The organism is Candidatus Acidiferrales bacterium (assembly GCA_035934015.1).
Lineage (GTDB): Bacteria > Acidobacteriota > Terriglobia > Acidiferrales > UBA7541 > DAHUXN01.
This window is the reverse complement of the sequence record DASYYH010000001.1, coordinates 20,194-46,368: the sequence shown is the minus strand read 5'-3', so window position 1 is coordinate 46,368 and position 26,175 is coordinate 20,194. Positions and strand designations below refer to the sequence as shown.

The window sequence follows — 26,175 nt, the reverse complement described above, 5'->3', positions numbered from 1 at the left end:
GCTTGATTCGCCCGGCGGCCTGTCTTCGGTAATTGACCTTATGGAAACTCTGCGTTCTTTGCCATTCCTTCGCGCAAGCCGCGTGCCTAAAATAAAGCGACAGATCGGCCTTGGTGCGGCGCTCCTTTCCGGCACTCCTATTGGCATTGGCCGTGTTCATAGGATCAAAAATGGCAGACAAGAAAAAACGAACCGCCAATAGCGCGTCCAAAAGTGTTGAGCGCCAAGAGCTGTTTTCTCTGGTTGCGAAGTCCCGCCAGGCTTTTTGCGAGCTAATTGACAGCTTCGATCGTATCGCCTTCAACGTTTCTCTCGATGGCCGTTTGCGTGTCATCAACCGCGAATTTGCCTCGGTCGTCGGGCTGCCGTTCTCTTCCATCGTCGATCATCCGCTGCAAGAGTTTTTGGCCGAGCCGACGCGCGCGGAAATCGAGCCTGCCGTGGCGCAATTCATCGAGAAGCGCTTCTGGACCGGCGTGCTGCGCATTCGCTGGAGACATTCGAACGAGGTGTGCTTCTACGATTGTGTGTTCTACGCGGTCGTCGAAGAAGGAAAAGTCGTTGGCGCCAGCGGCCTCGCGCGCGACATTTCCGGCCAGCGCGTCACGGAATCCCGTTTCACCGATCTCTTCGAGACTCTTCACGAGGGCGTCTATTTCAGCGATCCCGAGGGCAATCTACTGGACGTCAATCCCGCCATGGTGCGTATGCTGGGGTATAAAACGAAGGAAGAAGTGCTTGCGAAAAACTTGAGCGGCCATCTAGCCGACGCGTCTCAGCGCAGTTCCTTGCTCGATGAAATCCGCAAGGCTGGGGCGCTGCGCGACCGGCAAATTGTCCTGCGCCGCAAAAATGGCTCTCTGATTCGCGTCCTCAGTTCGTCCGTGGCCATCCGCGACGCCTCCGGCCAACTAGTTCGATTTCAGGGTTCCTTGGTCGACATCTCGGAGCGGCTCGAAATCGAACGCCGTCTGCGCGAGGAGCAGGAATTCGTTCGCCGGCTCATCGCTTGTTTTCCGGACGTCATCGTGGTTCTCGATACCGAGGGCCGCTACACCTTCGCCAGTCCGCGCGTCCAGGAATTCCTCGGCTACACTCCCGAAGAATATCTCGGGGAAAACCTGGAACACCGCCCTCATCCGGAGGACCGGCAGGCCGTCATCCAGTTCTTTCGGGGGTTGATTGGCGGCGACAGCGGAGTCAGCACGGTCGAATATCGCACGCGTCATAAAGACGGCCACTGGAGGACGTTTCGCGCCAGCGCCAGCCCGCTCACCGACGCGGAGGGGAAGGTCATCGGCATCGTCGCCTCCGCGCGTGATGTCACGGAGTCAAAGCGTATCGAACAGCAGTTGGTTCAATCCGAAAAACTCGCCGCGATTGGGCAAATGGTTTCCGGCGTGGCTCACGAACTGAATAATCCGCTCACCGCCATTCTCGGAGTAAGCGACCTGCTTTATGATCGCGCCGGCGACGACGCTTCACGGCGTCACGTCGAACTCATTCGCAAACAGGCGCGCAAGGCTGCGGATCTCGTTCAAGGATTGCTCACTTTTTCCCAGCCCTCGCGCCTCAAGAGCCAAAACGTGCGTTTGGAGGATCTGGTTGCCCGCGCGCTCGAATTGCAGCGCGGCTCCCTGGAGGCTCGCAATATCATCGTCGAGTTTAAGGTGGAAAAAGACTTGCCACTCGTCGCCGCGGATCCGAATCACATCGTCCAGGTCTTTGTGAACCTGTTCACAAATGCAGAACAGGCGATTTCCTCCGTGCGCCATCACGGCAGTCTGAAGATCCTCGTCAGCAACTCCGATCAAAAGCTGCAAGTAATGATCGAAGATGATGGTCCGGGCATCCCGCCGGAAATTCATTTGAAGATTTTCGATCCTTTTTTCACCACGCGCCGTCCCAGCGGTGGCGCAGGATTGGGGCTGACAATCAGCTTGGTGATCGTCAAAGAGCACGGCGGCACGCTGGAAGCGTTGCCCTCCGCCGGCGGCGGGGCTCGCTTTCGCATACTCCTGCCGGCATCTCAGGCCGCCCGGTCTCCGCAAGAGCCTTCCTCCGCGTCAAATGGTAATGGACTGAAGGACTGCTCGATTCTCGTCGTGGACGACGAGGAAGGAATCCGCGAGTTGATTAAAGAGGGGCTCGCGGCGCGCGCCGCTGTAGTCGACGCCGTTTCCAGTTCCGAAGAAGCATGGAACCATTTGTCTTCGCGCGCTTATGACGTTGTTCTCTGCGATTTTAACCTTGGCAAGACGAGCGGGACGGAGCTCTTCGAGCGCGTTATGGCAAGAACCGGCAAAAAAAATCCGCGATTCCTTTTCATGTCCGGCGAGCTGCTCAACTCGGCCGAGATCGCGGCTCTCGAAGAGAAAGATGCAAACGTGCTGCAGAAGCCTTTTCAGTTATCAGAACTTGTCGCAGCGCTGGAGAAATTTATCAGTGTGCCTTCTGCCGTTCGGAAGTAAGTTGGGATATGCAAAGCCTATTTTTTCTTCTTTGATTTCTTGCGCGGTGGAGCATCAATTCCGAAGTCCCACAGAAGCATGCTGACGCCTTCGTCGGGCGAGATTTCCGTAACCGCATATTCGCCGGGAACGAGCGGCTGGCTCAGCGTAAAGCGATACACGCCATTCGCCACTTTCCATTCCTGCATGGAAACGGTCTTGGCTTTCTGCTGCTGGTTGTCAAAGAGCGTATCAATGCTCTCCACCCGCCGCATGCCGTCTTTCACTTGCGCGTGGAACAGCTGCACCTCCGGTTCGCCCGGCTCTTTTGTGCGGAAGTAAAACTCCGGCGTGAACGATTTGACTCGAATGTCCGCGCGCGTCCCTTTCAGGAGAATTGTGCGCCGGGTGGGCACTACGGGAACAGGTATGAGGACTCGTTCCAGCAGTTTTCCTTTGTCCAGCTTGCTTGTTGCCTCGGTCTCTTTCAAGGAGACGATCGTTTGGCCATCCAGAGCGAACAAGCCGTCACCCGACGGCAACAGAACGCCCGGAAGAACTTCCAGGCTCGCATCGACGTCCATCGGTATCGTTTTGGCGACCTCGTCCGCGCTGATTTTCGCCGTGAGCGCGTTTTCCTGCGAAGCCTCTGCGGCATCAGCCTTCTTCGTGGCGTCCCAGTCAACCATTGCTGCAGGAATTTCTTCCCACTCCGAACGGTCCACGCTGAAATACCGCACGCGATCGCCTTCGATTTGGTAGCCAGAGACCTTTTGGACTGTGCCGTCCTTCATCACCAGTTTCTTGCTGTTCGACGCAGTTGGGGCTGGCGCCTCTTGTTGCTGCTTGCTGTCCATGGTCTGGCGCGCCGGGGCGGAAACGCAAAACGCTGCGTTCACGAGCGCAAGAATGAGTGCAGAAATCGTATTTCGCAATTCGCGAGAGATTCGCATCGTTCCTTATTCCCGGGACGAAAAGCTGCTTGCCCCTTGGGATGCGCTTTTGCAACCCCGTGTTTTCTGAAAAGAGTTTAATCCCGCGCGGAATCGCTGGCAAATCCTGCCGCTTCGCAGAAACGCGCACAAATGCAGGAGCGAAAAATCAATAGCAGTGAGGTTCAACAAGCGGGGAATCCTGTTACCGGCGCGGTTTAGTGGTCGCAGCGCGGGCAGAGCACGTTCAGGATCATCAATTCCGAATTCGTGAAGAGCCATTTCCCGGCCTCGGCGCTGGCCGCCCCTGCCGCCCGAATCAGCGAGCCGAGATGCTTGGCCTCCGCCAGGATGCGCAAGTGCTCTAGGCAAATCCCGGTGAGGCGGGAAACCTCATCTTCCGTGAAGAGCTTCTGAGTGGATGGGATTGTAACCAAAGCCTTGATCCTCCCAGATACCGACCCACCTAAGCGATCGGCACTGCTTACTAGAACCTTGAGCAACTTCGCTTCCATTTCTTTGATGCGCCAGACTCCTGTTTGGAAGCTTCTGTAATCCCATGTAGCTAAAGTCTTTCGTCGTCTCCAGCCATCAGAGGGCACCCTCACAAAGAGACGCGATTGGTCCGGCGGAGTGGAAATAATTTGCCCATCTATTGGATGTGGATACAGTTTTTGGAAGGACTTGCGTTTTCTGTATTCTGCGAATTCGACCTAAATCACAAATCCGCCTGCCTGCTCAAACGCATGGGCAAGTTGCAGAACGCGCGATTCGCCGAATCGCGGTCCGCAGACCTGCAACCCGATGGGCAGGCCCTCCGAAGTTTTGCCGCAAGGCACGGAGATCGCCGGAATACCTGCCAGAGATCCTGTAACTGTATATATATCAGCAAGATACATCTGTAGCGGATCATTGGTGCGTTCTCCCAGCCGGAAGGCAGGCGAAGGAGACGTCGGCGTCACAATCGCGTCCACTTGCTCGAAAGCACGTGTGAAGTCCTGGGCGATGAGAGCGCGAACTTTCTGCGCCCGCAGATAGTATGCATCGTAGTAGCCGGAAGAAAGCGCGTACGTCCCTAGCATAATCCGTCGCTTCACCTCCGCCCCAAAGCCCTGTCCGCGTGTCTTCTTGTACATATCGCGGAGCGTTTCGCCTTTCGCGCGCAGGCCATAGCGCACGCCATCAAACCGCGCCAGATTCGAGCTCGCCTCTGCCGTCGCCACGATATAGTAGGTGGCGATTGCATAGTCCGTATGCGGCATGTGCAGTTCGACCGGCACGCAACCAAGTGTCTTCAGCAGCCCAATCCCGGCTTCCACCTTCTCGCGCACCTGTGGGTCCATTCCTTCGGCGAAATATTCCGCAGGGATGCCGATGCGCGCGCCCCTCACCGGCTTGGACATTTCTTCGAAATAATCGGAGCCATGCACATTCGCCGAAGTCGAGTCATTCTCGTCGCGCCCGGCAATGGCGCTCAGCAATGCCGCCGCATCGCTCACGGTGGTCGCAAGAGGCCCGATGCGGTCGAGCGAAGATGCAAAGGCAATCAGCCCAGAGCGCGAAACGCGGCCATAGGTCGGCATCAGGCCGATAACGCCGCAGAGCGACGCAGGCTGCCGGATAGACCCTCCCGTTTCTGTGCCCAGCGCTCCCACAGCCAGTCCCGCCGCAACTGCTGCGGCCGATCCGCCGCTCGATCCGCCCGGCACGCGGTCCATCGCGAGAGGGTTTCGCACGGGGCCATAAGCCGAATTTTCATTTGAGCTGCCCATTGCGAATTCATCGCAGTTTGCTTTTCCGAGGATCACCGCGCCGGCGCTCTCCAATCGTTCTACGGCCGTTGCGTCATAGGGCGGAACGTAATTCTCGAGAATGCGCGAGCCGCAGGTTGTGCGCACGCCGCGCGTGCTGATCACGTCCTTAATCGCCAGGGGAACGCCCGCCAGTGCCGGCAGTTTTTCGCTGCGCGCTCGCATTGCGTCCACGCGGTCGGCTTGCGCATAAGCGCGCTCCGGCGAAAGCGTCAGGAAAGCATTCAGTTCCGGATTTTTCTTTTCGATGCGTGAGAAAAATTCGGCAGTCAGTTCGCGCGCGGAAAATTGCCTGGTCTCAAGCGCCGCGCGAATCTTGGGAATCGTCCAATGATTTGCCGCGCTCATCGTTCGATCACTTTAGGAACGCGGAAATACGGCTTCTTCGCCTCCGGCGCCTGTTCGAGAATCGCCCTTGCGACATCGCATTCCTGCACAACGTCCTCGCGCAATTCCGCACCCGGTTCCGCCGCGCCGTACAGCACTTGCGCCATTGGCCCGACCGACGACACATCAAGCTGCTTCAATTTGTCGATGTATGTGAGTATTTCGTCGAGTTGCTGCCGGAAAGTTTCTACTTCCGCTTCGCTCAATTCCAGGTTCGCTAGTTCGGCGACGTACAGCACATCTTCACGGCTGATCTTCATGACGTGTGGCGCGCAGCCTTCCGGCGGATGAATGGAGTATGTTCATTATCGATTTCGTGCGCCGGCCGCTTGCCACTCCGCGGCGCGCACTCGACGCGAACTTCTTGAATCAGAACTCCGCCCCAGGAGCGGTTCACGCGTTCGCAAATCTCTTTGCTCATCGCTTTTGCTTGATTCTGCCATTCGCGCGAATCCGCTTCGACGCGCAACACTCCTTTTCCGCACGCCAATGGTGCGATGTGCGACGCCATGGCTTTCCCCACCAGCGTCGTCCACGTGGAATCCAGCCATGCCCGGGCCGCCGCGGGATCGTCCATCCGCCGCAGCGTTCGTCCCAGAATTTCCGAAGCTTTCTCCATAAGATTTTCGATTCTAACACAGCGAGGCATGCCAGACCCGGCTCGCGGAAGGAGGGGGAAAACGCTCTAGGCCAGGCCCAGCGATTCGGCCGCACCGCGCATCGCTTCGATGCAAAAACGAATATGCTCTTCGAGCGGCACGCCAAGCTCTTCCGCGCCATTGCGCACATCGTCGCGATTCACGCCCCGCGCAAACGCTTTGTCCTTCAGCTTTTTTTTCACGGAGTCCGCTCGCACATCCGCGATTTTCTTGCTCGGCTTGATCAGCGCGCAGGCCGTCAGGAAACCCGAAAGCTCGTCGCACGCAAAGAGCGTATGATCCAGCGCCGACTCCCGTTTCACGCCCGTGTAATCGGCGTGCGCCAGAATCGCGTGAATCATTTCTTCCGGATAGCCGCGCTCACGCAAAATCTTCGCCCCCTCGAAGGGATGTTCTTTGTCCGCATGATGCTCGGCGTTCGGCCAGCGCTCGTAATCGAAATCGTGCAGTAGCGCCGCTCGTCCCCAGAGGTCCTCATCCGCTCCTTGTTTCCGTGCATAGGCGCGCACGCACGCTTCGACCGCCAGTGCGTGTTTGCGCAGATTTTCGCTTTGCGTATATTCGCACAGCAGTTTCCAGGCTTCTTCGCGACTCGGCAGGCTCCCCATGCTGTCCTCCCTTAGTCAGAAAACTCCCTAGCCTATCAAAAAAGTCTGATTTCCGGCGATTTACGTGCTCGAAATTACGCGACGATTGCTTTTGAAGTCGGATTAGGAATAGAATTTCTCGCTCAGGCAGGGGATAGACAAAAAAAGACTTGACTCAGGATAGGTCGATGGAGAGAATGTCGCTCGCGCCAGTTTCTGCCTTCCCTCTGTGAAACGTTCCTCCTCTTCGCACCGCCGGAAAAGTCTGCGAGGAAGACCGGTGGTAGAAAAGAAAGTTGAGGAAGTCAACTCGGACATGGACCGAGAAGTCGTCCGCTGTGGTGTCTGCGGACTCGTTCAATATCGCACCCGTACCGATAACTGTCGCCGCTGCCTGCGCCTGTTGCCTCCGAAGGTGACTTTCGTCATCCCGACTCCTTCGCTTCAGGACGCTCAGGGCGATGAAGCGCAGTCCTCGGGTGAGTGGCCGAATCGCGAGACGGTCGAGAACATCGGCCAGCGCATTCGCCAGTTGCGCGAGTCCCGCGGCATGACGCAGAGCCAGCTGCAATCTCGCTCGCGCGTTTCGCGTTCTTATCTTTCGCGCATCGAGAGCGGCCAGATGACGCCTAGCCTCGGCACGCTCGAGAAAATCTCCGAAGCGCTTGGCGTCGGACTCAACCGTTTCTTTGTGCCCGAGTCCACGGGTCAGACGCTTCTCGAGGATCCTTTCATTCAGGGACTGCGGCCGTTCCTGCGCCAGCTCGATTGGGCGCAATGGCAGTCCATTCTCAAGCGTTTGCAGGCTATCAGCGACCACGTCAGCAACAGTGCCGTGATGCGCGCACCGGTGCAGCCGATCCCGCAGTCGAAGATGCCGCAGTTGCCGCGCCGGCATCCGCCGTCCATGGCGGCCGCACACCGCTGAGCGGCTTCCCAATCAATATTGGCGCGGCGACGCCCTTGGGCGTCGCCGCAAGCACGCCATGAAGCCTCTTCTCTACCGGCAAAGTATTCGAATCCATGTGAGTGTCGGCGAGCCGTTGAAAGTCACGCTGACGACGGCACTTTGCGACTAGGCCGCCGCTGCCGCTCGCCATTCTTTCATTGAACTACCCGCAAGTGCGCGTTTTGTTGCGCGAATCGAGAGCTTGCACTACAGCATTCGCCTTCTAGCGGAGCATGGTGATGATCCACACGATGAAGGCAATCACGAGCACGGCACCCAGGGCAATCAGTCGTTTGTTGCGATTTGTGTCGCTCTTCGGCTGGGATGAGCTCAGATTTGCGGGCATGGTTCGCGCTCCCTTATATTGCGGCGTTTAGGTGGGCCCCCGCGCAACTTGAGCTTAGTTTAGCTGTCTCCCTCAGAAAAACCGAACCTTCGCATCCGGCCGTTTGTTCAGATGTACACTATCGATGAAGCGCACCTGCCGGTCGTCGTAGGTGAGGACCAGGGAATGGGTGCGCACGCCCTCGCCAAAGAAACGCACGCCGCGCAGAATGTTGCCTTCGGTCACGCCGGTGCAGGCAAAAATGATTTTTTTGCCTGGAGCAAGCTCGTCTGTCTTGTAAATCCTCTTTGCATCCGCGACGCCCATTTTCGCCAGCCGCTCTTGCTGTTCGGGCTTGGAGACAACGAGCCGCGCGATGATTTCGCCATTCAAACATTTCAGAGCTGCGGCTGTGAGCACGCCTTCCGGCGCTCCTCCTGTGCCCATCACGGCGTGCACCCCCGAACCAACCACCGCGGCGGCAATTCCGGCGGAAAGATCGCCATCGCCGATCAGCCGAATGCGCGCTCCGACGCTGCGAATATCGTTGATGAGCTTTTCGTGGCGCGGGCGATCCAAAACAATCACGACGAGATCTTCGACGAGGCGGTCGAGGCGCCTTGCGATGGCCTTCAAATTGTCTTTTACCGGCGCATCGAGTTCGACCGCGCCTCGGCAGGCGGGTCCGACGACGATTTTTTCCATGTAGAGGTCGGGTGCGTGAAGCAACCCACCCCTTTCGCTGGCGGCGAGAACGGTGATGGCGTTCGGCTCGCCCGTGGCGCAGAGATTTGTTCCTTCGAGCGGGTCTACGGCGATGTCCACAGCGGGATAATTATCCTTGTGCTTTGCGGCCAAGCCGACTTTTTCACCGATGAAGAGCATGGGCGCTTCGTCGCGCTCGCCTTCACCGATGACGATCGTGCCATCCATGCCGACGGTGTCCATTTCGCGGCGCATGGCTTCGACGGCCACCTGGTCGGCCTTGTGGCGGTCACCCTGGCCCATAGTGTGGGCCGAGGCGATGGCGGCCTGTTCGACAACGCGCAGAAACTCCAGACTCAGTTTATTTTCCATATTTGCTCCGGCGGATTCTCAACGGAAATTCTTGCGTCATGGCCGTTCACGGCACCGGTTGAATTTTCGCATTGACCATGAATGGATCCTGAAATTCCGTTTGCTCTCCGGCCTTCTTGCCCGCGACAGGCAGCAGCCGCGCAGAAAGCGGTTTGTGCCATTTGTACGCCAGGCTCGCGACATCTTTCAAGATCGGTTCGATCTGCGCTTCGGTCGTATCGCCGGGCATCGGGATGACGTCGAGCCCAGTGCCACAGACGGAAGAAAAAAGGAGCAGCGAATCCGTCGACAATCGGCCTTCGCTCCAGCGCTGCGCGATGACGGAGTCTTCGAGCACAGGAAGCATCAAGCCGGAATAGCCGGTGCGCATGACGGGAATTTTTTTCAAAGCACCGGTGATGAGAGCGACGGCGGCGAGCGTTCCACTCGAACCCATCGGCTGGCCCGTGAAATTCTCAATGGCCGTGCCGATGGAGACGTCTTTCAGCGGCGCAGGTGAAAGATCAATGCCAGAATATTTCCAGCCCGTTTCTTCGCCGGCGCGCTCGCCGACGGTTTCGATTTCGCGTGCCCATTTGCCGAGAGAATTTTCGATGGCTAGTTGGGCTTTTTGCGGGTCGCGCGTGGAAGCCAGAGCCACAGCAACAACGTTGGCGGATTGCAAGCCGACGGCGAAAGAACGATTGCCGTTCATCTGGTAGGACGCCGGGTAAAACGGCGTGTTGGGAGGAACCATGGCGATGGCGGCGAAGCGGAAATTGCCCAGACTGCCGGCGCTGTTGACGGCGAGATAGTGAATCAAACTCGCCGCGGCGGGAATCGCGTCCCAGTGAATTCCGTCGTCGGCGGCAATGACGATATTGCCTTCGAGAATTTTTGTCGAGGCGATGATCTGGCCGAGCAGGCGAGCTTCGCGAAGATCATCACCCTTGCTGAGCATGGCCGCGCCGATGGAAGCGTCGAACCCATCTTTCGCGGCGAGCGCGTCATATCTTTTCAAAAAATCGAGCGCCTGCGCATCGGAAAGATTGCGCGTGTATTCGGGAAACGGCTGCGTGGTGATGCGAAGCGTCTGAACTTCGAAACCGGCCTTTTCATAAGCAGCTTTGATCTTCTTCAGGGCAACCATCGTTTCGGCGATTTGCGTTTCGTAATGTGCGGGATCGAGAGAGATGAAAGCAGTGATCGCGCGCACTTTGGGACGGTTATCGGCTGGTGAAGCGGCGCGAGCCGTCGCGCCGAAGAAAAATGAAAGCACAAACACGACCGTGGCCAGGATTCCGCAGGCGAAGGGATAGCATCTGGCGCGGGACTGAATGAGAGTTAGGGGAGTCATTCGAAAGCCGCGATTCCGGTGATGCGCTCACCGATGATTAATTTGTGGATGTCGTTGGTGCCTTCGTAGGTGTAGACGGATTCGAGATTGGTCATGTGGCGCATGATGCAGTAATCGTCCACGATGCCATTCGCGCCCAAAACTTCGCGTGCCTTGCGCGCCGTTTCGAGCGCGATGGAGACGTTGTTCATTTTCATCATGGATATGTGAGAGGGATGCGCGCGGTTCTGATCCTTCAAACGGCCAACTTGAAGGGCCAGAAACTGCGCTTTGGTGATTTCGGTAATCATCCAGACAAGTTTTTCCTGCACCAGCTGATGCGAAGCGATGGGCTTGTTGCCGAATTGCTTGCGCTCTTTGGCATAACGCAGCGCCGTGTCGTAGCAGGCCATTGCCGCGCCAATGCCGCCCCAGCCAATTCCATAGCGAGCCTGATTGAGGCAGGAGAGCGGGCCGCGCAGACCTTCGACGGAGGGAAGAAGATTTTCCGCCGGGATTTTGCAATCGGACATGGAAAGGCCAGAAGTGGTCGAAGCGCGGAGCGACCATTTGCCGTGAACGTCCCAGGACTTGAATCCCGGCGTATTTTTTTCGACGAGAAAGCCGCGAATTTTTTCATCTTCGCATTTCGCCCAGATCACGGCGACATCGGCGAGCGAACCATTGGTGATCCACATTTTTTCGCCGTTGAGGATGTAGCTGCCGCCCTGGTGCACGGCGCGCGTGAGCATTCCGCCGGGATTCGAGCCAAATTGCGGTTCCGTGAGGCCGAAGCAGCCGATGGCTTTTCCCGAAGCGAGCTGGGGGAGCCACTTTTCTTTTTGCGCGTCGGAGCCAAAGGCGTAGATGGGGTACATCACGAGAGAAGATTGCACGGAGGCGAAACTGCGGAGGCCGGAATCGCCACGCTCGAGCTCCTGCATGACCAGGCCGTATTCGACGTTGGACATTCCCGCGCAGCCGTAACCTTTCAAGTTGGCGCCGAAAAATCCGAGCTCGGCGATGGTGGGGACAAGCTGCATAGGGAATTTGGCGTCGCGGTTGTACTGCTCGATGATGGGCAGGACTTCGTCGTCGACGAATTTGCGCGCGGTCTGGCGCGAGAGTTTTTCCTCATCGGTGAGGAGGGAATCGAAGTCGAGAAAATCGACTCCGGCGAAAGCGGGCATACGGACTCTCCTTTGAATTGGAAACGAGCGAACAAGCATAGCATCCCCGGGGGCCGCGCGAAATGGCGGGGAGATTGCGGCAGTGGGCCAGTCGGAATTTTGACTTCTTGTGTCACGATCCAGAAAATTCCAACTGACCCACCATCCGAGATGCGGCTGGCAGTGCGGCGAGTGTGGCGACGAGTGGGCCCGAACGGGGCCCGCGGAGCCGAGCGGCACGAGTTCCGCGGCCGGCCGGGAGGGGCGATCGGCGTAGGGTGCGGCGTAGCTTTGGTGGTTCGGCAAGGGCGGTGTCCGATTTCGTAAAATTTTTCAAAAAGTCGAAAGAATCCGCGATTAGAACGAGGTCCGGTTGTTTGTTTTGTGTAAGTTAAGGTCAGTTCTAATTCTTCATAGGACAAGCGATTAGAATTGAGTTTTCGAGGGCAAATTTCGGAATCGGACAGTATCGAGAGGGCTAGGCGGCGAGAGGCCACCGGCGGCCCCGGGGACTGGGTTGAGCGGCGAAAATAAAGCAGTTAGACATGTTTTTCCAAGCATGGCAGATGTTGACAGAGTTGTCAACAGTAATTCGGCGAAAAAGGGTGGTACAGTGTCGGCGTGAAGAAGATAGGTCTGCCTATTATCTTGGCGCTTCTCGCTCTGTCCGTTACGACGATCGCACTGGATCCCTCGTCGGGTAAGGCTGCCCAGTCTAGCCAGAATCGGACCAGCCAGGACAAAAAGCCTGATCCGCCAGTAGGTACATCTCGTGATGGCAATCAGGGCGCGCCGCTCCAATCTCCCCCCGTCGAAGAGCACAACCAGAACATATATACAAACGAAACCAAAGCTGACTGGTGGGCCAGAATTTCCAATATACTCATGGCGATTGGTACGCTCGCTCTAGCCATTATTGGCTTCATTGGTGCCAGAATAGCCCTCGGAACCCTAGACAAAATTAAGGAACAAACTGCGCACGCCGAGACTGCTGCTGAAGCCGCTAGGGACAGTGCCAAAGCCGCATTCTTGAATGCTCAGGCCGTCATAAACAATGAGCGCCCGTGGATTATGTTGAGTAGCTTTGATCCTCCTGGTAAAGATTACTGGAGTTTGGTAACGCAGATGGTTGCTTCTAGGCAACCATTGAACGCGGTTCTTAACTTTAGAAACTTTGGAAACACTCCCGCTTGGATAACCCGATCTACCGCGATGCTTGAAATTTGCGATGAAGAGCGGATGAAGTACGCATTCGATTACGGCGAACCGCCTTGGAATCGAGACCCCCGCCCATTGCCGCAGGGGCGCGAGGGCGCGCCGTTCAAGATCGTGACTTTCCTTCACGCCGAGAGAAGCCTTAGCGTTGAGGAATTGCAACTCCTTCAGAACGAGAAGGCATTTCTGCTGGTTTACGGATATGTTTGGTATCAAGACCCTTTTTTCGAGCAAACCAAGGAGATACACAAAACCTATTTTTCATTCCGGTATTCCGTATTTAGAGATTCTGACGAGAGCCTTGGGGGCCGATGGGAACGCTACGGAGGCTCAGGAACAAACAGGCATACCTAACAAAAGGAGAATTAGGGCATCTATGGCCAGCAACGGCCCTGATTTGTGGCAACTTCGGGCGCCACCAGGATTTGAGGGCGGTTGACGAGGCGGAGAAGGGATGCGATAATTGCTGGCTCTGCGGTGAGTGAAATGTGTGCCTGACGGCGGCGTCGAGCCGCCGATTGCGGAGAAAATCCAGGGAGGCGATGCGGCGTTCGCAATAGTGTGCGATGCAGATCCTGCAACAGCTCGAAGCGCTGTTCCTCAAGTCGATCCCGACCATCCTTTTATTCCTTCTTTTCTACTGGTTTTTGCGTGCGAATTTTTTCAAACCGATGGAGCGCGTGCTAGCGGAACGAAACGCGCGGATCAGTCAGGCGCGCAAGGACGCGGAGGCTGTTCAGGCGGCGGCAAAAGACAAGACCGAGGCGTACGAAGAGGCTTTGCGCAAAGCGCGCGCCGGTGTGTTTACGGAGCAGGAAGCGGTGCGACAAACGGCTCTCGAGGAGCGCGCGAAAGTGCTGCGCGCGGCGCGAGGCGTGGCGCAGGACACAGTGCGCAAGGAAAAAGAACGGATCGAGCGGGAATTCGAGGCGGCGAGGAAGCAACTTGAAAGTGAAAGCGGCGTGATGGCGGGACAGATCGCAAGGATGATTCTCGAGCAGCGACCCGTGAAGGACGCGCGATGATGCGGCGAGTCGGACGCCTTGGAGCGTGGTTGAGCGCGATGGCGTTCATGGCGGCGCTTTATGCAGCGCCGGTGCTGGCGCAATCGAACCCGGCGGATGAAGCGAACAGCACGACGGGGTGGGTCTATCGCTGGATCAATTTTGGGATTTTTGCGGCGGTGCTGATCTGGGCGTTTGCGAAGAAGACGCCGCCAGCGTTCCGTCACCGGCGAGAAGTAATCGGTGCGGCGATTGCGGAGAGCACGCGCGCGCGCGAAGAAGCAGAGCGCCAGCAGCGCGAAGCTGAGACGAAAATGGCGACGCTCGAAAAACAGGTCGAGGAACTTCGCGCACGGGCGAAAAAGGAGAGCGCGGCGGAAGTGGAGCGCATCCGCGCGCTGGCGCAAGAAGAAGCCAAGCGCATCGAGCAGGCGGAACAGATGGAAATTCGCGCGGCGGAACGCGCGGCGCAACTGGAATTGAAGGCGATTGCGGCGCGAATGGCGGTGGAGCGCGCCGAGGCGCTGCTGCAACAGCAAATGACGCCGACAGTGGAAGCGGGGCTTTTCCGCGGGTTTGTCGCGGATTTGCAGGGGAGCGCGAATTGAGCGCCATTGCGCAACGCTATGCCGCGGCGCTGGCGGACGCCGTTTTTCAGAACAAGGACGCTGCGAAAATCCGGCAGGATTTGGCGGACTTCGTACACATCGTTGGACAATCGGCAGAGTTGCGAAATTTGCTGGGGACTCCGGCGATTGGCCCGGACAAGAAGAAGGCCGTGATTGCGGAGCTGGCCGCGAAAATGGGTTCGCATGCGGAAGTGAAGAATTTTTTCTTCGTGCTGATCGACCACGGACGCACGGGGGTTCTCGGCGAAATCCGGCAATCGTTCGAAGCGGAGATGAACAGCCGGATGGGAATCGCAGATGCGATGGTTGCGTCGGCGCACGAGCTTTCCGCCGAAGAGAAGACGCGGCTGACGCAAACGCTCGAAAAAATCACGCAGAAGAAAATACAGGCGCAATACAGGCTGGATCCGTCGCTCATCGGCGGAACGACGGTAAGAATTGGCTCGACAATTTATAACGGATCGGTGCGCGAACGGCTCAACCGGCTGCGCACGCGATTGGAATCGCAATAGGAGCAGGAATGGCGACAATCAAGGCTGACGAGATCACAAAAATCATTCGCGAGCAGATTGAAAACTATCAGCAGGTGATGGCGGTCGAGGAAGTGGGATCGGTGATTTCCGTCGGCGACGGCATCGCGCGCATCCACGGGCTCGACAAAGCCATGGCTGGCGAGATGCTGGCGTTTCCGCACGAGGTGACGGGAATCGCGCTGAACCTGGAAGAAGACCAGGTGGGCGCGGTGCTGCTGGGAGATTACACGGCGATTCGCGAAGGCGACACGGTGCGGCGGACGAAGACGATTATGTCCGTGCCCGTGGGCGAAGGGATGATTGGCCGCGTGGTGAATCCGCTTGGCGAGCCGCTCGACGATAAAGGACCGATCGCGACGAAGCAGCGCAGCCCCATCGAGCGTCTGGCACCGGGAGTTCTTGACCGGCAGCCGGTGCGCGAGCCGGTGCAGACGGGAATCAAAGCCATTGATGCGATGATTCCGATTGGACGCGGACAGCGCGAACTGATTATCGGCGACCGGCAAACGGGCAAGACGGCAATCATTCTGGACACAATTATCAATCAGCGCGGCGGCAATTTGATTTGCATTTACTGCGCGATTGGACAAAAGCGGTCGACCGTGGCGCAAGTGGTGAAGACGCTGACGGACGCCGGCGCCATGGAGCACAGCATCGTGGTGGCGGCGACGGCTTCGGAACCGGCGACGATGCAGTACATCGCGCCATTTGCGGCGTGCGCCATTGGAGAATTTTTCCGCGACAACGGGAAGCACGCCATTTGCTTTTACGACGACCTTTCGAAACATGCGCAGGCGTACCGCGAGATTTCGCTGTTGCTGCGGCGGCCACCCGGACGCGAGGCGTATCCGGGCGACGTGTTCTTCCTGCATTCGCGGTTGCTGGAACGCGCCGCGAAGATGAGCAAGGAACTTGGCGGCGGGTCGCTTTCGGCGCTGCCCGTGATTGAAACGCAGGCGGGAGACGTCTCGGCGTATATTCCGACGAACGTGATTTCGATCACGGACGGGCAGATTTATCTGGAATCGGATTTGTTCAATATCGGCATCCGTCCGGCGATCAACGCGGGCATTTCCGTAAGCCGCGTCGGCGGCAACGCGCAGATCAAAGCGATGAAACAGGTGGCGGGCACGCTGCGACTGGACATGGCGCAATTCCGCGAACTGGCGGCGTTCGCGCAGTTCGGATCGGAACTGGATAAAGCAACGCAAGCGCAACTGGGCCGCGGGCAGAGACTGACGGAATTGCTGAAGCAGGATCAGTACCAGCCGATTGCAGTGGAACGGCAGGTGCTCGTGATTTTCGCGGGCACGAACGGCTACCTCGACAGCCTGCCGGTGGAAGAAGTGCGGCGCTTCGAAAAAGAGATGTACAGCTTCTTCGACACGAATTTCAGCAGCTTGCTGAAAACGCTCAAGGAGAAGAAGGCGCTCGATGATGCGCTGCGCGGCGAGATTTCCAAGGCGCTCGAGCAGTTCAAGGAGCAATTTGTCGCTACCCTGAAACCGGCGGAGGCTCCAGCCGCGAATTAATCGGCGCCGAGAGTTCGAATGCCCACCCTGCTCGATTATCGCCGGCGCATCCGGTCCGTGAAAAACACGCAGCAAATCACGCGGGCGATGAAGTTCGTCTCTGCGGCGAAGCTGCGGCGCGCGCAGGAGGGTGTGTTTCGCGCGCGGCCGTATGCGAAGGAGATTCGCCGCGTGCTGCGATCGGCGATGCAGCGCGTTTCCGAGCCACAGCATCCGCTGCTGGAACGGCGCGAAGAGCGGCGCATCCTAGCGGTAGTGGTGACGTCGGACAAAGGGCTTTGCGGTGCGTTCAATACGAACGTACTGCGAAAGACGAGCGAATTTCTGCGCGAACAACACGGGAAGGAAGTGCAAGTGATCGCTGTGGGGCGGCGAGGCGTGGAAAATTTGCGGCGCCGACGGGGCAAGCTCGCCGGGGAATGGCAAAACGTTTCGATGCACGTGGAATTCCGGCACGCGGAAGAAATTTCCAAACGGATTTCGGAAATTTACGCGCTGCACGAAGCCGATGCGGTTTACGCCATTTATAACGAATTCAAAAGCGTGATTGTGCAGAAACTGGTTGTGGAAAAACTGCTGCCGCTCGATCCGGAGCTCTTGTTGCATGAGCGCACAGGCGAAAAATTTGCGACGGAAACCGCAGAGCACGCGGCGGAGAGCGCGAAGCTGGCGGGAACGGTCGACTACATTTACGAAGAGCCACCCGAGGAGATTTTTGCGGATCTTGTGCCGCGATATTTGGAAACGGAAGTTTTCCGCGTTCTGCTGGAATCGGCAGCGGCGGAGCACGCGGCGCGGATGACGGCGATGGATGCGGCAACGACGAACGCGGGAGAGTTGATCACGGATTTGACGCTGGATATGAACCGAATCCGGCAGGCGAGCATCACGAAGGAAATCATAGAAATCGTAAGCGGCGCCGCGTTTGCGGCATCGTCCTAGGCAAGGGAGTTTTCGATGGCAGAAAATGCAGCAGACAAGAAGCAAATGAAGACTGGCCGCGTGGTGCAAGTCATCGGGCCGGTGATCGACGTGCAGTTCGAGGAAGGGCATCTGCCGCTGATTTACAACGCGGTGCGCATCACGAACGAAGGATTCGACGCCACGGATCCGATCGACATCATCACGGAAGTGCAGCAGCACCTGGGCGAAGGGCGCGCGCGATGCGTGTCGCTGAAGCCGACTGAGGGCGTGGTGCGCGGGATGAAGGCGATCGATTTGGGCGAGGGGATTTCGGTGCCCGTGGGGCGCGGAGCGCTGGGGCGCGTGCTGAATGTGCTGGGCGAGCCGGTGGACAAGCTTGGACCGGTGGAAGCGAAAGAGCACTGGCCGATTCACCGCCCGGCGCCGGCGCTGGACCAGCAATCGACGACGCTCGAAATGTTCGAGACGGGAATCAAGGTGGTGGACCTGATCGAGCCGTATTTGAAGGGCGGCAAGATCGGATTATTCGGCGGCGCGGGCGTGGGCAAGACCGTGCTGATCATGGAGCTGATTCACAACGTGGCGATGAAGCACGGCGGCGTTTCGGTGTTTGCGGGCGTGGGCGAGCGCACGCGCGAAGGCAATGACTTGTGGCTGGAAATGAGCGAGGGTGGCGTCATCGTGCCGGGGAACTCGGAGAAGTCGCGCGCGGCGCTGATTTACGGACAGATGACGGAGCCACCCGGGGCGCGTTTGCGCGTGGGACTGACGGGACTGACGGTGGCGGAATACTTCCGCGACGCCGAAGGGCTGGACGTACTGCTCTTCATCGACAACATTTTCCGATTCGTCCAGGCAGGCTCGGAAGTCTCGGCGCTGCTGGGACGCATGCCTTCAGCGGTGGGTTACCAGCCGAACCTCAATACGGAAATCGGCGAGCTGCAGGAGCGAATTACTTCGACGAAGAAGGGGTCGATCACGTCCGTGCAGGCGATCTACGTGCCGGCGGACGATTACACGGACCCGGCGCCAGCAGGAACCTTCTCGCACCTGGATGCGACGACGAACCTGAGCCGGCAGGTTTCCGAGCTGGGAATTTATCCGGCGGTGGATCCGCTGGCGAGCTATTCGAGAATTCTTGATGCGCGAATCGTCGGCACAGAGCATTACAACGTGGCGCGGTTGGTGAAGTCCACGCTGCAGCGCTATAAGGACCTGCAGGACATCATCGCGATTCTGGGCATCGAGGAATTGCCGGAAGAAGACAAGCTGATCGTGGCGCGCGCACGCAAGATCCAGCGGTTCCTCTCGCAGCCGATGTTCGTGGCGGCGCAGTTCACGGGTTTGGAAGGAAAATACGTGAAGGTGGAAGACACGATTCGCGGCTTCAAAGAAATCGTGGAAGGCAAACACGACGAACTCCCCGAGCAGGCCTTCTATATGGTGGGCACGATCGAAGAAGCGCAAGAGAAGGCTGAGAAAATGGCGGCGACAGCGTAGAACGGAAAAGGAGCGAGCGGCGCGCGAAAAATGCTACCGGAGCACATCGAACTGGAAATCGTCACGCCGGAGCGGTACGTGCTGAGCGAGACGGTGGATTCCGTGGAGGTACCCGGCAAGGAGGGTTACCTCGAAGTTCTGCCCGGGCACACGCCGTTGCTGACGGAGCTTGGCATCGGCACGCTGGTATATCGCAAGGGTTCGCAGCTTCACTACGCGGCGGTGATGAACGGCTACGCGGAAGTATTGCCCGGGCGCGTGATTGTGCTCGCCGATGTATGCGAGCGCGCCGAAGAAGTGGACGTCGAGCGTGCACGCGCAGCGATGGAACGCGCGCGAGCGGCGCTGGGCAAGGGGCCATCGGCTGACGATTGGGACCGCGCAAACCTTGCCCTGAATCGCGCGCTGACGCGGCTCTATGCCGCTTCCAAAGGCGGCGCATCTTCCGTGGCCGCGAGCCATTCGTAGCATTACTCGTGTTATTCCCGCGACATTCCAATCTGCAAGGTTGAATCGAAGCCAGTTCTGCCGCATCTTTACAGTTGGTTAAAGACTAAAGCGAGTTAGGAATGACATCCGAGGTCACGATATACACAACGTTCTGGTGCGGCGACTGCCGGCGGACAAAATCATTCCTCAAAGACCGTGGGATTCCATTTCGCGAAGTGAATATCGACAAGTCACCGGAAGCAGAGGAACTCGTGATGCGCGTCAATGACGGACGGCGCAAAGTGCCGACGCTCGAAGTTGACGGACGGTACTTTGCAAACAGCCCCTTCGATCCTTACAAACTCACCGAAGAGTTGAAAATTCCACTGAATTCGTAATCAGGTAAGTGTGGTGTTCAGGAAAGCGCCACGCCACGGGTGTATACATTTGCGACTTTCAATTCCTGAGTGAGAAGAACGAAATCGGCGTCCGCGCCCGGCGCGAGAATGCCTTTGCGCGATTCGAGGCCAACGCGGCGCGCGGGATTGAACGTGGCCATGCGGATCGCTTCGATGATCGGCACACCGAGGTGAACCATGTGCTGGACGGCGCGGTCCAGAGTCAGCGTGCTTCCGGCGAGTTTGCCTTCGCGATTGCGGCAAACGCCGCGCGAGACGGTGACGTCGAATGTGCCGAGGCGATATGTGCCGTCGGGCATGCCCGTGGCGGAGATGCCATCGCTGACGAGAATAACGAGATTCGTGCCCTTGGCGGCGAGCAAGAGGCGAATCGCAGGGTCGTCGACGTGAATGCCGTCGGCGATGATTTCGGCGGTGACGGATTCGTCCGTGAGCACAGCGCCGAGGACGCCAGTTTCGCGATGAGAAAAGTTGCGCATGGCGTTGAAGACATGAACGGCATGGCGAGCGCCGCGAAAAATGGCGGTGTGCGCCTGTTCATAGGTTGCGTCGGTGTGGCCGAGAGCGACGACGAGGCCTTTGGCGTAGCCGCGTTCGACGAGATCCAGGGCTCCGGGGATTTCCGGCGCAAGCGTGAGGATCTTGGCCGTTCCGTCGGCAGCTTCAAAATAGCGGTCGAAGAGAGCGATAGAGGGCTTGGCGATAGCGCCGGGCGGATGGACGCCGCGCTTGGTCGAGCTGATGAACGGACCTTCGAGATGAATGCCGACGATTTCAGCCGTAGGAATCGCAGGAGCAGAGGTGTTTGCCGGGCTTTTGATGAAGCGCGCGATTTCTTCCAGGCAGCGACGAGTTTCGTCGGGCGGAGCGGTGACCGTGGTGGCGACAAGCGACGTCGTGCCATGCGCGGCGACCGTGCGCGCGACGGCGCTGAGGGCCTCGTCGGTGGAGGACATGACGTCATGGCCGCCGGCGCCGTGAATGTGAATGTCAACAAAGCCCGGCACGAGAATCATATCGCGCGCGAGAAATTCCTTGGTGCCGGCGGGAGCGTGAATGGCGTCGCGGCGGCCAACGGAAGCGATTTTCCCGTCCTCGACGACAATAGCCGCATCAAGGATTTCTTCCTGCGGCGTAAAGGCGCGGCCGGCGCGAATAATCAACGGAGGCATGACGCACTCATCTTAGACGAAGTGGAAAACTTGCGCGGAAAAACGTGACGCGGGGTTGCAAGAATATCACGCTCGGTTACAATCAATAGACTCATCGATTGAACGGAGGATATGCATGGCAAGCGACAAGCGGTTTCTGGCCTGGAAGCGGCATCATCGCAAGCGGAAGTCCGCGAAGGCCAAGATGAAGCTTTACGAGCAAGGCAAGCTGCCGCACGACAAACTCCCCGCACTGGCCAAGATATTCCTGCGCCGGAAAATGAGATCCCTCTCGAAAGCGGAATAGTCTCCAGAAAAATGAAAAGGGAGGCGCCCTCAGAACGCCTCCCTTTTCAGCTCGCCGCCCCTCGCCAGTTTCCCGACGCGAGGCGTATTCAGGGGTAACTCGTGTCTACTGGCCTGTCCCGCTCGCTGCTGGCGCCGCGGCAGGCACCGCATTCTTCGGCACGCTCAGGTAGCCCGTGACTTTGTTCTTGCCTACGGAGTTCACGACCATCTCGAGCGGCGTCTGATACTCATGCGTATAGAAGTAAATCGGTTCGTCGGCGGAACGGTTTTTCTTTTCGAACTGCTTGTCGTCAACGAGGATCGTCAACGTGAACATCTGCCTCTTGACGTTGGTGGCATGGAGCTCAACGGTCAGATCGCCGACATGCTGCTTGACGCCCCTGCGGCTGACGGTGAACTCGTAGATGTTGCGCTCGCCCATGCGACGGAGTTCTTCGATCTGGTCATGGTTGCGGGCGATGAGATTGCCAAATTGGTCCTTCGTCATTTGCAGGTTCTGGTTGGTGGTGTCCAGAGCGGTCTTCACGCCATTGACATCCGTGCCGAGCTTGTTCAGATCATCCGAGCTCGCCTTGGTGGCCAATTGCGTGTTCAATTGCTGCTCTTGCTGTGCTACGGCGGCGAACTGCTTCTCGTTGTCCGCCTTAACATGCTTCGCCTGGACTCGCGTATTGGCGAGTTCGCCTTGGGTCAGCTTGAGGCGATTGGTGATGACGCTCAATTCGCCTTGCATCTGTGCGTTGGTCTCTTCGGCTTGCTGCAGCCGCTGTTCCAGGACCGTCTGCGCTTGATTATCGGTCTGCAACTGCGCCGCCAGCGCCTTGTCGGTACTTTTCGTGGCGTTCTCAGCTGTCCAGCCGATGCCCAAAGCTATCAGGGAAACCACAGCCAGCAATGCAACACCAATTCCCACCCACCGGGGAGTCGCCGGTTGTTCCGGCGTAACCACTGAATTTTCGCGTTGTTCTAACATGTCGTCGTCTCTCCTTGGACTTCAATCCCCCTGCCTAGAGAGGGAGGAAGCACGGGGATGGCCAATCTTCCAGACGGCGTGAAGACCAATGTATCGTTTTTATTATCTTATAGTTACAAGAAGCTGTACTAAGGGGCAGCGTGCGGCCAAGATAACACAGCTCTGAAATCTTTACCTTCACCCTGTGGATTATTCTCAGAGAAGAAATCGGCTAGTTCAATGACCCGGCAACCGTGCAAAGAGGCAAGCGGCTAACGCGTGATATGCATGTTTTTCAGGATGGCGATGCGATCGTCCAGCGGAGGATGCGTGCTGAAGAGATTGGCGAACATCTGGCGGGCCTGCAGCGGCGCGACAATGCACAGAGCAGATGTCGAAGAGGAAATCTGCATGGGGATTTTCTTGTTGTAAGCCTCGAGTTTCTGGAGAGCGCTAATCAGGCCGAATGGATGGCCGACCATTTTGGCGCCAGAGGCGTCGGCTTGATATTCCCGCTGGCGCGAAACGCCCAGCTGGAGCAAGAGTGCAGCAAGAGGCGCCAGGATGAGCATCAGGATCGCAGTGATGGCATTGCCTTCGCCTTCGCCGTCGCGCGAGTTCCCGCCGTAACCGCCAAAGATCAAGCCCCAGCGGCCCATTTCCGCAACCCAGGTGATAGCGCCAGCGAGCGTGGCGGCGATGGAAGATGTGAGGATGTCATAATTGCGCACGTGAGAAAGCTCGTGGGCAATGACGCCTTCGAGTTCGTCATCGTTCATGATTTGCATCAGTCCGGCTGTGACGCAGACGGCGGCATGATGCGGATTACGGCCAGTGGCGAATGCGTTCGGAGCAGGCTGCGGGCTGACATAGAGTCTCGGCATAGGCAAACCCGCCTTGGCGGCGAGGCGCTCCATGACGGCGTAAAGGCGCGGTGCCTGCTCGCGCGTGACCGGCTGAGCGCCGCTGGACATCAGGGCGATCTTATCGGAGAAGAAGTAGGAGACGCCGTTCATGACCACGGCAAGAATGAGGCCGAAGGTCATGCCGCGCGTTCCGGCAATCGCTTTGCCACCGAGGACAAGCAAGAGGGTAAGCGATGTGAGAAGAAACAGGGTCTTGATGGTCTTCATGGATTCTCCGTAAGCCGCACAACCAGTTTAGAGTGCCTGATGTTCAGCGTCAATCGAGCCATTGCTGCCGTTTTATCGCGCTGCACCGATTTTTGCCTCGGTGCGCTTGAATTTCATCTCGCCGGTCTTTGAATCTGGTTCGACGAGGACTTCGTCGCCGGGAAGAATTTTGCCGTCGAGAATTTCAAGAGCCAGCGGATCCTGCACAAGGCGCTGAATCGCGCGACGCAACGGCCGCGCACCATACGCCGGATCGTAACCTTCGCGCAGCAGCAATTCGCGTGCTGAGGGCGCGAGGCGCAGCGTTACGTGCTTGGCTGCAAGCATCTTTTCCAACTGCACGAGCTGGAGCGCAACAATGCGATCGAGCTGTTCTTTGCCGAGCGGCTGGAAAATAACGATGTCGTCCACGCGATTCAAGAACTCCGGCCGGAAAATCTGGCGGAGCGCTTCCATGGCTTCGGCGCGAGCGCGCTTGGGGTCGCTGGCGACCAGCTCGAAAATCGCGGAGGAGCCGATGTTGGAAGTCATCACGATAACCGTGTTGCGAAAATCGACGGTGCGACCCTTGCCGTCGGTAAGACGGCCATCTTCGAGAATTTGGAGCAGAACATTGAAGACGTCGGGATGTGCCTTCTCGATTTCGTCGAGCAAAACGACGGAATAGGGATGGCGGCGCACCTGCTCGGTGAGCTGGCCTCCCTCTTCGTAGCCGACATATCCCGGAGGCGCGCCAATCATGCGCGCGACGGAGTGCTTCTCCATGTACTCGGACATATCCAGACGGACCATGGAGCGCTCGTCGTCGAAAAGAAATTCAGCGAGGGCGCGGGCGAGCTCGGTCTTGCCGACACCGGTCGGACCAAGGAACAGGAACGAGCCAATCGGACGGTGCGGGTCAGAAAGGCCGGATCGGCTCCGGCGGACGGCGTTGGCGACACGAGCGAGCGCATCATCCTGGCCGATCACACGCTGCCGAAGGCGCTCTTCCATGTGGACGAGCTTCTGGACTTCGCCTTCGAGAAGGCGCCCGACGGGAATGCCAGTCCATTTGGCCACGATGCGCGCGATATCTTCTTCACCGACTTCTTCCTTCAGCATGGCGCGGCCCTTTTGGCGCTTCTTCAGGTCGTCCTGCGCTTTCTGCAATTCGCGCTCGGCAGCGGCAAGTTTGCCGTAACGAATTTCGGCGACTTTGGCGAGCTCGCCGGCGCGTTCGAGGCGCTGCTCTTCGGTTTTCAGGTTTTCGATTTCGCCTTTGATCTTGCGAATGCGGGCAATGGCGTCTTTCTCAATTTGCCATTGAGCCTTGAGCGCGCTTGATTTTTCGCGCAGGGCCGAGAGTTCTTTTTGAATCGTGGCGAGACGTTCGCGGGAATGCGCGTCGGATTCTTTTGAGAGCGCCTGGCGCTCGATTTCGATGTGCAGGATCTTGCGTTCGATTTCGTCGATTTCCGCGGGCATGGAGTCCAATTCCATGCGCAAGCCGGCAGCGGCTTCGTCGACTAGGTCGATGGCCTTGTCGGGCAGAAAGCGGTCGGAAATATAGCGATGCGAAAGTATCGCGGCGGCTACAATGGCGGCATCCTGAATGCGAACACCATGATGAATTTCATAGCGGTCTTTCAGGCCGCGCAGAATGGCGATAGTGTCCTCGACGGAAGGCTCGGGGATCATCACTGGCTGGAAGCGGCGCTCGAGCGCGGGATCTTTTTCGATGTACTTGCGATATTCGTTGAGCGTGGTGGCGCCGATGGCGCGGAGTTCGCCGCGCGCCAGAGCAGGCTTGAGCATATTCGAGGCGTCCATTGAGCCTTCCGCAGCGCCCGCGCCGACAAGAGTGTGGAGCTCGTCGATGAACAGGATGATCTGGCCTTCGGATTCGGTAACTTCCTTGAGGACGGCTTTCAAGCGGTCCTCGAATTCGCCGCGGTATTTCGCGCCAGCCACAAGAGATGCCAAATCGAGAGCCACAATGCGCTTGGGTTTCAGGGCTTCGGGCACATCGCCAGAGACGATGCGCTGGGCAAGGCCTTCGACAATGGCCGTCTTGCCCACGCCGGGCTCGCCAATCAAGACCGGATTGTTCTTCGTGCGGCGAGCGAGAATCTGCATGACGCGACGAATTTCTTCGTCGCGGCCAATGACAGGATCGAGTTTGCCGCGGCGGGCGAGATCAGTGAGGTCGCGCGCATATTGTTCGAGAGCGCGATAGGTCGTTTCCGGGTTCTGGCTTGTGACGCGGTGGCTCCCGCGCACGCTGACAAGCGCCTGAAGAATAGCATCATGGCTGGCGCCGTTGCGCGCGAGCAACTGGCCGGCAGGGTCGCGGTCGAGCCCCGCAATGGCAAGGAGAATGTGTTCGGTGGAGACGTACTCATCTTTGAATCGGGCGGCTTCATCAAAAGCGCGAGACAGAACGTCGTTCGATGCCGGGCTGAGATATTGCTGTGCGGCTCCAGAAACTTTCGGCAAGCGCTCGATTTCGCGGCGAGCTTCGGCACTGAGCGCATCGGGCTGGGCGCCGAGCTTGGCGAGCAAAGGCGCCACGACGCCTTCGCCCTGTTCGAGCAGGGCCGCCAGCAAATGAATCGGCTCGATTTGCTGCTGACCGGAAGAAGCCGCGAGTTCTTGCGCGGATTGCAGCGCTTCCTGAGCTTTCACGGTCAATTTGTCTAAACGCAGCATGTACGTTCCTCCCAATTTCCAATTCTAACGCCGGTTCAAAGACTCGAGCGAACGACAGGGGTCGAAATCCCGCGATTCCGACCCCCTCGAAACAGA

26 protein-coding genes are annotated in these 26,175 nt (G+C 58.1%); 12 read left to right on the top strand and 14 right to left on the bottom strand.

Features of this window, described 5'->3' with window-relative positions:
- Positions 1 to 170 precede the first annotated feature (170 nt).
- On the top strand, positions 171 to 2,471 hold the full coding sequence (locus tag VGR81_00230) for a PAS domain S-box protein (protein ID HEV2287359.1): 2,301 nt from the start codon (positions 171 to 173) through the stop codon (positions 2,469 to 2,471).
- Positions 2,472 to 2,488: 17 nt separating this feature from the next.
- Here VGR81_00230 and VGR81_00225 read toward each other — a convergent pair whose 3' ends face one another.
- The 6 genes from VGR81_00225 to VGR81_00200 form a co-directional block, all read right to left on the bottom strand.
- Entirely contained in the window at positions 2,489 to 3,403 is a 915-nt protein-coding gene (locus VGR81_00225) for a hypothetical protein (GenBank protein HEV2287358.1), read from the bottom strand.
- 197 nt (positions 3,404 to 3,600) lie between these two features.
- Complete coding sequence (locus tag VGR81_00220) at positions 3,601 to 3,819, bottom strand: hypothetical protein (GenBank protein HEV2287357.1); 219 nt, start codon at positions 3,817 to 3,819, stop codon at positions 3,601 to 3,603.
- A gap of 276 nt (positions 3,820 to 4,095) precedes the next feature.
- On the bottom strand, positions 4,096 to 5,541 hold the full coding sequence (gene gatA, locus VGR81_00215; GenBank protein ID HEV2287356.1) for an Asp-tRNA(Asn)/Glu-tRNA(Gln) amidotransferase subunit GatA: 1,446 nt from the start codon (positions 5,539 to 5,541) through the stop codon (positions 4,096 to 4,098).
- The gene (gene gatC, locus VGR81_00210) at positions 5,538 to 5,840 is read right to left on the bottom strand and encodes an Asp-tRNA(Asn)/Glu-tRNA(Gln) amidotransferase subunit GatC (GenBank protein ID HEV2287355.1); all 303 of its coding nucleotides are present in this window, start codon (positions 5,838 to 5,840) and stop codon (positions 5,538 to 5,540) included. Before gatC ends, gatA begins: the two co-directional genes overlap by 4 nt.
- Positions 5,837 to 6,199 carry a DUF721 domain-containing protein gene (locus VGR81_00205; protein ID HEV2287354.1) on the bottom strand — a complete coding sequence of 121 codons (363 nt, stop codon included), beginning with the start codon at positions 6,197 to 6,199 and terminating at the stop codon, positions 5,837 to 5,839. The genes gatC and VGR81_00205 overlap by 4 nt, the downstream gene beginning before the upstream one ends.
- Positions 6,200 to 6,265: 66 nt before the next feature.
- On the bottom strand, positions 6,266 to 6,847 hold the full coding sequence (locus VGR81_00200; protein ID HEV2287353.1) for an HDIG domain-containing protein: 582 nt from the start codon (positions 6,845 to 6,847) through the stop codon (positions 6,266 to 6,268).
- Between the two features lie 259 nt (positions 6,848 to 7,106).
- Here VGR81_00200 and VGR81_00195 point away from each other — a divergent pair, with 259 nt between their 5' ends.
- Positions 7,107 to 7,754 (top strand): helix-turn-helix transcriptional regulator, encoded by a 648-nt coding sequence (locus VGR81_00195; GenBank protein ID HEV2287352.1) that lies wholly within the window; start codon positions 7,107 to 7,109, stop codon positions 7,752 to 7,754.
- 244 nt (positions 7,755 to 7,998) lie between these two features.
- Here VGR81_00195 and VGR81_00190 read toward each other — a convergent pair whose 3' ends face one another.
- The 4 genes from VGR81_00190 to VGR81_00175 all read right to left on the bottom strand — a co-directional run bounded on the left by VGR81_00190 (position 7,999) and on the right by VGR81_00175 (position 11,682).
- Positions 7,999 to 8,121: a hypothetical protein gene (locus VGR81_00190; protein HEV2287351.1), complete on the bottom strand. Its 123-nt coding sequence runs from the start codon at positions 8,119 to 8,121 to the stop codon at positions 7,999 to 8,001.
- A 72-nt stretch (positions 8,122 to 8,193) separates the two neighbouring features.
- The gene (glpX, locus tag VGR81_00185; protein ID HEV2287350.1) at positions 8,194 to 9,177 is read right to left on the bottom strand and encodes a class II fructose-bisphosphatase; all 984 of its coding nucleotides are present in this window, start codon (positions 9,175 to 9,177) and stop codon (positions 8,194 to 8,196) included.
- 46 nt (positions 9,178 to 9,223) lie between these two features.
- A complete protein-coding gene (locus VGR81_00180) occupies positions 9,224 to 10,513 on the bottom strand; it encodes a DUF711 family protein (protein HEV2287349.1) in 1,290 nt (429 codons plus the stop codon).
- Positions 10,510 to 11,682 carry an acyl-CoA dehydrogenase family protein gene (locus tag VGR81_00175; protein ID HEV2287348.1) on the bottom strand — a complete coding sequence of 391 codons (1,173 nt, stop codon included), beginning with the start codon at positions 11,680 to 11,682 and terminating at the stop codon, positions 10,510 to 10,512. The genes VGR81_00180 and VGR81_00175 overlap by 4 nt, the downstream gene beginning before the upstream one ends.
- 600 nt (positions 11,683 to 12,282) lie before the next feature.
- Here VGR81_00175 and VGR81_00170 point away from each other — a divergent pair.
- From VGR81_00170 to VGR81_00130, 9 genes are all read left to right on the top strand, one after another.
- Positions 12,283 to 13,230, top strand: a complete 948-nt coding sequence (locus VGR81_00170) for a hypothetical protein (GenBank protein ID HEV2287347.1) — start codon at positions 12,283 to 12,285, stop codon at positions 13,228 to 13,230.
- 212 nt (positions 13,231 to 13,442) lie between these two features.
- Positions 13,443 to 13,901, top strand: a complete 459-nt coding sequence (locus VGR81_00165; GenBank protein ID HEV2287346.1) for a hypothetical protein — start codon at positions 13,443 to 13,445, stop codon at positions 13,899 to 13,901.
- Positions 13,898 to 14,488, top strand: coding sequence for an ATP synthase F0 subunit B (locus tag VGR81_00160; protein ID HEV2287345.1), 591 nt, complete (start codon positions 13,898 to 13,900; stop codon positions 14,486 to 14,488). The genes VGR81_00165 and VGR81_00160 overlap by 4 nt, the downstream gene beginning before the upstream one ends.
- Positions 14,485 to 15,021, top strand: coding sequence for an ATP synthase F1 subunit delta (atpH, locus tag VGR81_00155; protein ID HEV2287344.1), 537 nt, complete (start codon positions 14,485 to 14,487; stop codon positions 15,019 to 15,021). Before VGR81_00160 ends, atpH begins: the two co-directional genes overlap by 4 nt.
- Positions 15,022 to 15,029: 8 nt before the next feature.
- Positions 15,030 to 16,574, top strand: a complete 1,545-nt coding sequence (atpA, locus tag VGR81_00150) for a F0F1 ATP synthase subunit alpha (GenBank protein HEV2287343.1) — start codon at positions 15,030 to 15,032, stop codon at positions 16,572 to 16,574.
- Positions 16,575 to 16,592: 18 nt separating this feature from the next.
- The gene (atpG, locus tag VGR81_00145; protein HEV2287342.1) at positions 16,593 to 17,516 is read left to right on the top strand and encodes an ATP synthase F1 subunit gamma; all 924 of its coding nucleotides are present in this window, start codon (positions 16,593 to 16,595) and stop codon (positions 17,514 to 17,516) included.
- A gap of 15 nt (positions 17,517 to 17,531) precedes the next feature.
- A complete protein-coding gene (atpD, locus tag VGR81_00140; protein ID HEV2287341.1) occupies positions 17,532 to 18,998 on the top strand; it encodes a F0F1 ATP synthase subunit beta in 1,467 nt (488 codons plus the stop codon).
- 30 nt (positions 18,999 to 19,028) lie between these two features.
- Positions 19,029 to 19,466 carry a F0F1 ATP synthase subunit epsilon gene (locus VGR81_00135; protein ID HEV2287340.1) on the top strand — a complete coding sequence of 146 codons (438 nt, stop codon included), beginning with the start codon at positions 19,029 to 19,031 and terminating at the stop codon, positions 19,464 to 19,466.
- 101 nt (positions 19,467 to 19,567) lie between these two features.
- Positions 19,568 to 19,825 carry a glutaredoxin family protein gene (locus tag VGR81_00130; GenBank protein HEV2287339.1) on the top strand — a complete coding sequence of 86 codons (258 nt, stop codon included), beginning with the start codon at positions 19,568 to 19,570 and terminating at the stop codon, positions 19,823 to 19,825.
- Positions 19,826 to 19,842: 17 nt separating this feature from the next.
- On the opposite strand, the gene nagA is transcribed toward VGR81_00130, so the two are convergent.
- The gene (gene nagA / locus VGR81_00125) at positions 19,843 to 21,018 is read right to left on the bottom strand and encodes an N-acetylglucosamine-6-phosphate deacetylase (GenBank protein HEV2287338.1); all 1,176 of its coding nucleotides are present in this window, start codon (positions 21,016 to 21,018) and stop codon (positions 19,843 to 19,845) included.
- Positions 21,019 to 21,133: 115 nt separating this feature from the next.
- Between nagA and VGR81_00120 the strand changes: the two genes are divergently transcribed.
- Positions 21,134 to 21,304, top strand: a complete 171-nt coding sequence (locus tag VGR81_00120; protein ID HEV2287337.1) for a hypothetical protein — start codon at positions 21,134 to 21,136, stop codon at positions 21,302 to 21,304.
- Positions 21,305 to 21,409: 105 nt separating this feature from the next.
- Here the strand turns inward: VGR81_00120 and VGR81_00115 are convergent, their stop codons facing one another.
- The 3 genes from VGR81_00115 to clpB all read right to left on the bottom strand — a co-directional run bounded on the left by VGR81_00115 (position 21,410) and on the right by clpB (position 26,079).
- Positions 21,410 to 22,279, bottom strand: a complete 870-nt coding sequence (locus VGR81_00115; GenBank protein ID HEV2287336.1) for a hypothetical protein — start codon at positions 22,277 to 22,279, stop codon at positions 21,410 to 21,412.
- A 251-nt stretch (positions 22,280 to 22,530) separates the two neighbouring features.
- Positions 22,531 to 23,391 carry a zinc metalloprotease HtpX gene (locus tag VGR81_00110; protein ID HEV2287335.1) on the bottom strand — a complete coding sequence of 287 codons (861 nt, stop codon included), beginning with the start codon at positions 23,389 to 23,391 and terminating at the stop codon, positions 22,531 to 22,533.
- 72 nt (positions 23,392 to 23,463) lie between these two features.
- Entirely contained in the window at positions 23,464 to 26,079 is a 2,616-nt protein-coding gene (clpB, locus tag VGR81_00105; protein HEV2287334.1) for an ATP-dependent chaperone ClpB, read from the bottom strand.
- Positions 26,080 to 26,175: the final 96 nt, after the last annotated feature.